The organism is Streptomyces sp. NPDC041940 (assembly GCF_055589465.1).
Window position 1 is genome coordinate 84,367 of record NZ_JBVJBP010000009.1, and the last position, 6,282, is coordinate 90,648.

5 protein-coding genes are annotated in these 6,282 nt (G+C 70.3%); all 5 read left to right on the forward strand.

Features of this window, described 5'->3' with window-relative positions:
- Window positions 1-99 precede the first annotated feature (99 nt).
- The 5 genes from ACZ6I3_RS17450 (at window position 100) to ACZ6I3_RS17470 (ending at window position 6,167) form a co-directional block, all read left to right on the forward strand.
- Complete coding sequence (locus ACZ6I3_RS17450; RefSeq protein ID WP_010039908.1) at window positions 100-621, forward strand: sigma-70 family RNA polymerase sigma factor; 522 nt, start codon at window positions 100-102, stop codon at window positions 619-621.
- Complete coding sequence (locus ACZ6I3_RS17455) at window positions 621-1,448, forward strand: anti-sigma factor family protein (protein ID WP_469415480.1); 828 nt, start codon at window positions 621-623, stop codon at window positions 1,446-1,448. The genes ACZ6I3_RS17450 and ACZ6I3_RS17455 overlap by 1 nt, the downstream gene beginning before the upstream one ends.
- A gap of 60 nt (window positions 1,449-1,508) precedes the next feature.
- Window positions 1,509-3,797, forward strand: coding sequence for a HelD family protein (locus tag ACZ6I3_RS17460; RefSeq protein WP_469415481.1), 2,289 nt, complete (start codon window positions 1,509-1,511; stop codon window positions 3,795-3,797).
- A 379-nt stretch (window positions 3,798-4,176) separates the two neighbouring features.
- Window positions 4,177-5,595, forward strand: a complete 1,419-nt coding sequence (locus ACZ6I3_RS17465) for an NAD-dependent malic enzyme (protein WP_469415482.1) — start codon at window positions 4,177-4,179, stop codon at window positions 5,593-5,595.
- Window positions 5,596-5,885: 290 nt separating this feature from the next.
- Window positions 5,886-6,167 carry an HU family DNA-binding protein gene (locus ACZ6I3_RS17470; protein WP_003950507.1) on the forward strand — a complete coding sequence of 94 codons (282 nt, stop codon included), beginning with the start codon at window positions 5,886-5,888 and terminating at the stop codon, window positions 6,165-6,167.
- Window positions 6,168-6,282: the final 115 nt, after the last annotated feature.

A 6,282-nucleotide genomic window follows, 5' to 3' on the forward strand; every position in this document is an offset into this window, starting at 1 on the left:
TGTGGAGCGACCGACTGGGGGAACCCCCGGACACCGGAGGTGGGCGTGCGCAAGGATTCCGTCGTGGCCAATGAACGTGCACCGAGGGCCCGACATCGCATGTCCCAGCCCTCGGAACCCGACGAGGAGCTGATGCGTGCTCTGTACAGAGAGCACGCAGGACCCCTGCTCGCGTATGTCCTGCGACTGGTCGCCGGAGACCGGCAGCGCGCCGAGGACGTCGTGCAGGAAACCCTCATCCGTGCCTGGAAGAACGCCGGTCAGCTCAATCGTGCGACCGGATCGGTACGCCCCTGGCTGGTGACGGTCGCCCGGCGCATCGTCATCGACGGCCACCGCAGCCGGCAGGCCCGGCCGCAGGAGGTCGACCCGTCGCCGCTGGAGGTCATCCCCGCGGAGGACGAGATCGACAAGGCGCTGTGGCTGATGACTCTGTCGGACGCACTCGACGACCTGACCCCCGCCCATCGGGAGGTGCTCGTCGAGACGTACTTCAAGGGGCGTACCGTCAACGAGGCGGCCGAGACTCTGGGCATACCCAGCGGAACCGTCCGCTCAAGGGTGTTCTACGCCCTGCGTTCGATGAAGCTGGCACTGGAGGAGCGGGGGGTGACGGCGTGATGAGTGTTTACGGGGGTAACCAAGGGTTCGGTACGGGAGGCATGGGTATGTCAGGACCCATGCAGGAATCCCCGGTGCCGAACGAGCACGAGACCGTCGGCGCCTACGCCCTCGGCATCCTCGACGACGCCGAAGCAACCGTTTTCGAAGCCCACCTCGCGGGCTGCGAATGGTGCGCCCAGCAGCTCGACGAGCTGGCCGGCATGGAGCCGATGCTCGCCGCCCTCGCCGACCTGCCCGGCTCCGGCACACCCGCGATCGGCGAGTCGCTGTCCGCGAAGCCCCGGCCGCGCCTGGTGGAGAAGCTCGTCGACGAGGTCGCCGAGCGCCGCGCCCAGAAGCGCCGCCGCAGCTTCTACATGGTGGCCGCGTCGGCCGCGCTGATCGCCGGCGGACCCTTCGTCGCGGTCGCGACGAACGGCGGCGGCGACGGCGGGGGCGCGGAGAACCGCCCGCTCTCCGCGAGCCCGGCCAAGGCAGCCTTCAACGGCATCTCCGACAAGATCACGGCCACCGACCCGACCACCAAGGTCACCGCGACGGTCGCCCTCCAGAAGAAGGACTGGGGCACCGGCATGGTCCTGGAGGCGAAGAACCTCAAGGGCCCGCTGAAGTGCGCCCTCGTCGCGGTCGGGAAGAACGGCGAGCGCGAGACCCTCTCCTCCTGGTCCGTCCCGAACTGGGGCTACGGCATCCCGGACGCCACGACCGAGAAGGCCAAGGAGCCGCTGTACGTCCAGGGCGGCGCCGCCTTCCAGCCCAACGAGATCGACCACTTCGAGATCGTGACCTTCGACGGCAAGCGTCTGGTCGAGGTCGACGCGTAGCCTTTCGGGGTCCCCTTCGCGTACGGTAGACGGCTGCCATGCACGTCAGAAGGGGGCCCGGTGGCCGCTCAGGCTCAACAGGAAGCCGCGCTCGCTGACTCCTTGAGAGACCGCGAGATCAGCGTCGAGCAGGAACACCTCGACCGGGTGTACCGACGCCTCGAGGAGAAGATCCACGAGGCCGAGTTCCTCATGAACGACGCGGCCCAGCGCGGCCAGGTCGGCACGCCCGGCGCCCTGGCCGAGCGGGACGCCCAGGTCTTCCGGGCCGGCGTCCACCTCAACCGGCTCAACAACGAGTTCGAGGACTTCCTCTTCGGCCGTATCGACTTGCTGACCGGCAAGGACGGCAAGAAGGGCCCCGACGGCGCGTACACCGCGGTGGAGCCCGCCGAGGGCGCGGTCCGTGAGGACGACACCGCCGACATCGCCGAGACCCTGCACATCGGCCGCATCGGCGTCCTCGACCAGGACTACGCCCCGCTGGTCATCGACTGGCGGGCCCCGGCAGCCGCCCCCTTCTACCGCTCCACCCCCGTCGACCCCGGCCGCGTCGTCCGCCGCCGCGTCATCCGCTCCAAGGGCCGCCAGGTGCTCGGCGTCGAGGACGACCTGATGCGCCCCGAGCTGACGGCCTTCCTCGACGGCCACGAACTGCCCGTCATCGGCGACGGCGCCCTGATGGCCGCGCTCGGCCAGGCCCGCAGCCACACCATGCGCGACATCGTCGCCTCCATCCAGGCCGAACAGGACCTGGTCATCCGCGCCCCCGCCGCCTCCGTGACCTACGTCGAGGGCGGACCGGGCACCGGCAAGACCGCCGTGGCCCTGCACCGCGCGGCCTACCTCCTCTACCAGGACCGGCGCCGGTACGCGGGCGGCATCCTGATCGTCTCGCCGACCCCGCTGCTCGTCGCCTACACCGAGGGCGTGCTGCCCTCCCTCGGCGAGGAGGGCCAGGTCGCCATCCGCGCCATCGGCTCACTCGTCGAGGGCAACGAGGCCGCGCTCTACGACGCCCCGTCCGTGGCCCGCGCCAAGGGCTCCTACCGCATGCTCAAGGTGCTGCGGAAGGCCGCCCGCGGCGCCCTGGAGCTGAACGACACGCCGACCCGGCTGCGCGTGGTCGCCTTCGGCCGCCGACTGGAGCTGGAGGCCCAGGAGCTGGAGGGCATCCGCCGCGCCGCCCTCGGCGGCACCGCCCCCGTCAACCTGCTGCGCCCGCGCGCCCGCAAGCTGCTCCTGGACGCACTGTGGGAGCAGTCCGGCTCGGCCAACCGCCACAGCGACCCGGAGCTGGCCGCCGAGCTGCGCTCCTCCTTCGACGAGGACATCACCTCCGAGGACTCCTTCATCACGTTCCTCGACGCCTGGTGGCCGGAGCTGACCCCGGCGGCCGTGCTGGAGGCCATGACCGACGAGCGGCGCCTCGGCCGCTGGGCCCGGCGCATCCTCAACCCCGGCGAGGTCCGCAAGGTCGCCCGCTCCCTCAAGCGCGACGGGCGCTCCGTGCACGACATCGCCCTGCTCGACGAGCTCCAGGCCATCCTCGGCGCCCCCGCGCGCCCCCGGCGCAAGCGCGAACTCGACCCGCTGGACCAGCTCACCGGTCTGGAGGAGCTGATGCCGGTGCGCGAGGAGTCCCAGCGGGAGCGGGCCGAGCGACTCGCCCAGGAGCGCACCGAGTACGCGCACGTCATCGTCGACGAGGCGCAGGACCTCACCCCGATGCAGTGGCGCATGGTCGGCCGCCGCGGCCGGCACGCCACCTGGACGGTCGTCGGCGACCCGGCCCAGTCCTCCTGGTCCGACCCGGACGAGGCGGCCCAGGCCCGCGACGAGGCCCTCGGCACCCGCCCGCGCCGCCGCTTCGAGCTCACCGTGAACTACCGCAACCCGGCCGAGATCGCCGACCTGGCCGCGAAGGTGCTGGCCCTGGCCATGCCCGGCTCCGAGTCCCCGAAAGCCGTCCGTTCCACCGGCGTCGAGCCCCGCTTCACGGTCGTCGAGGACAGCCTCGCCGAAACGGTCCGCGAGGAGGCGGCCCGGCTGCTGGAGCGCGTCGACGGCACGGTCGGCGTGGTCGTCGCCATGCAGCGCCGCGCGGAGGCCCGGCGCTGGCTCGCCGGGCTCGGCGACCGGGTGGTGGCACTGGGCAGCCTGGAGGCGAAGGGCCTGGAGTACGACGCGACGGTCGTGGTCTCCCCGGCGGAGATCGCCGACGAGTCCCCGGCCGGACTGCGGGTGCTCTACGTCGCGCTGACCCGGGCCACCCAGCAGCTCACGGTCGTATCCGCGGAGCGGGACGAGCCCGACGCGGCGGGGGTTCCGGACCTGCTCAGGGACTGACCCACGAGCCGGGGCCGGATACCCACTTGTCGGCGAAATGAACTCCCGGTACGGGAATGGCCTTACGGGATCTGTTTGTTAGCCTGGACGTGGCACCGGCCCGATCCAAGCCCCCGGGCCCAACCTTCGTCGCTACGAGCGACCACTTGCCGCGAGGCGAGCATGGCGGGTCGGTGCCACCTAATTCCTCATAAGGGACCTCGATTCTTCACAGGGGACCTGCGCAGAGACCCACGTCGGACGTGACGTGGGTCTCTTTTTGCTGGCCTGTTCCGCGAACAAAAAGTTCGCAATCGGAGGCGGCTACCAGCTACCCAGCGGTAGGTGCGACTATCGGACGGCACAACTCAGCGTCAGGTGAAAGCAGAGGAAGTCGGCCATGGCAACGGCGCCCAGCGTCTCCTACTCGATGACGGTCCGGCTGGAGGTGCCCGCGAGCGGAACCGCCGTCTCGCAGCTCACCACCGCCGTGGAGTCCTCCGGAGGCTCGGTGACCGGCCTCGACGTCACCGCATCCGGTCACGAGAAGCTCCGTATCGACGTCACCATCGCGGCCTCGTCGACCGCGCACGCGGACGAGATCGTCGAGGAACTCCGCGGCATCGAGGGCGTCACGCTGGGCAAGGTCTCGGACCGGACCTTCCTCATGCACCTCGGTGGCAAGATCGAGATGGCGTCGAAGCACCCCATCCGCAACCGTGACGACCTGTCCATGGTCTACACGCCGGGTGTGGCCCGCGTCTGCATGGCGATCGCCGAGAACCCCGAGGACGCCCGCCGCCTCACCATCAAGCGCAACACGGTTGCGGTCGTGACGGACGGTTCCGCCGTGCTGGGCCTGGGCAACATCGGCCCGATGGCCGCCATGCCGGTCATGGAGGGCAAGGCGGCCCTCTTCAAGCGCTTCGCCGACATCGACGCCTGGCCGATCTGCCTGGACACCCAGGACACCGACGCGATCGTCGAGATCGTCAAGGCCATCGCCCCGGGCTTCGCCGGCATCAACCTCGAGGACATCTCCGCCCCCCGCTGCTTCGAGATCGAGGCCCGGCTGCGCGAGGCCCTCGACATCCCCGTCTTCCACGACGACCAGCACGGCACCGCGATCGTCGTCCTCGCCGCGCTGACCAACGCGCTGCGTGTCACGGGCAAGGCCATCGAGAACATCCGCGTCGTCATGTCCGGCGCGGGCGCGGCCGGTACGGCCATCCTGAAGCTGCTGCTCGCCGCGGGCGTCAAGAACGCCGTCGTCGCCGACATCCACGGTGTGGTGCACGCCGGCCGCGAGGACCTGGTGGACGCCGCCCCGGACTCCGCGCTGCGCTGGATCGCCGACAACACCAACCCCGAGGGCCTCACGGGCTCGCTCAAGGAGGCCGTGCGCGGCGCCGACGTCTTCATCGGCGTCTCGGCCCCGAACGTCCTCGACGGCGACGACGTGGCCGCCATGGCCGACGGTGCCATCGTGTTCGCGCTCGCGAACCCGGACCCCGAGGTCGACCCGGCAATCGCCCGCGAGACCGCTGCCGTTGTCGCGACGGGCCGCTCCGACTTCCCGAACCAGATCAACAACGTGCTGGTCTTCCCGGGTGTCTTCCGCGGTCTGCTGGACGCCCAGTCCCGCACGGTCAACACCGAGATGATGCTGGCCGCCGCGACCGCCCTCGCGGACGTGGTGACCGAGGACGAGATCAACCCGAACTACATCATCCCGAGCGTCTTCAACGACAAGGTCGCGGGCGCGGTCGCCGGGGCCGTGCGGGAGGCCGCCAAGGCGGCGGGGACGTCCGCCCTCTGACTGTGAGTATCCCCACGGCAGCGTGGGGAACGGCGCGTCGCAGGACCTCTGTGAGCAGCGGAGCCCTATCGTGGCGGCCAGGCTCAGGCCCTCTTTTCGTGTGACTCCTGAAGGGTGTACTCACGACACGTGCGGGTGCCGGATTGGCTTTCCCGCCGCAGGTAGGGGCAGGATGCGTCTCTGGGCGCGAGGGTCTGACGACGGACCCGGTCCGGGGACTCACGGAGGACCCTGGCAGCATCGGCTTCGATCTGACGCCTCAACGGCAAGATGAACACGGGAGTAACAACATGAACCGCAGTGAGCTGGTGGCCGCGCTGGCCGACCGCGCCGAGGTGACCCGCAAGGACGCCGACGCCGTGCTGGCCGCGTTCGCCGAGGTCGTCGGCGACATCGTCTCCAAGGGCGACGAGAAGGTCACGATCCCCGGCTTCCTGACCTTCGAGCGCACCCACCGTGCCGCTCGCACCGCCCGCAACCCGCAGACCGGCGAGCCGATCCAGATCCCGGCCGGCTACAGCGTGAAGGTCTCCGCGGGCTCGAAGCTCAAGGAAGCCGCCAAGGGCAAGTAACCCTGCCGTCCGTACGCCGACGGCGTACGGACCACAGTGAGTGACATCAAAGGGGGGGGGGACCCAAACAGAGGGGCATCCGCCTCGTAGCCAACGCGCTTGCCTCACGGGGAGT

What these genes read in the sequence shown, in the direction of transcription:
- ACZ6I3_RS17450 (WP_010039908.1), top strand. Translation starts at nt 100, where the DNA reads ATGTCCCAGCCCTCGGAACCCGACGAGGAGCTGATGCGTGCTCTGTAC.
- ACZ6I3_RS17455 (WP_469415480.1), top strand. Translation starts at nt 621, where the DNA reads ATGAGTGTTTACGGGGGTAACCAAGGGTTCGGTACGGGAGGCATGGGT.
- ACZ6I3_RS17465 (WP_469415482.1), top strand. Translation starts at nt 4,177, where the DNA reads ATGGCAACGGCGCCCAGCGTCTCCTACTCGATGACGGTCCGGCTGGAG.
- ACZ6I3_RS17470 (WP_003950507.1), top strand. Translation starts at nt 5,886, where the DNA reads ATGAACCGCAGTGAGCTGGTGGCCGCGCTGGCCGACCGCGCCGAGGTG.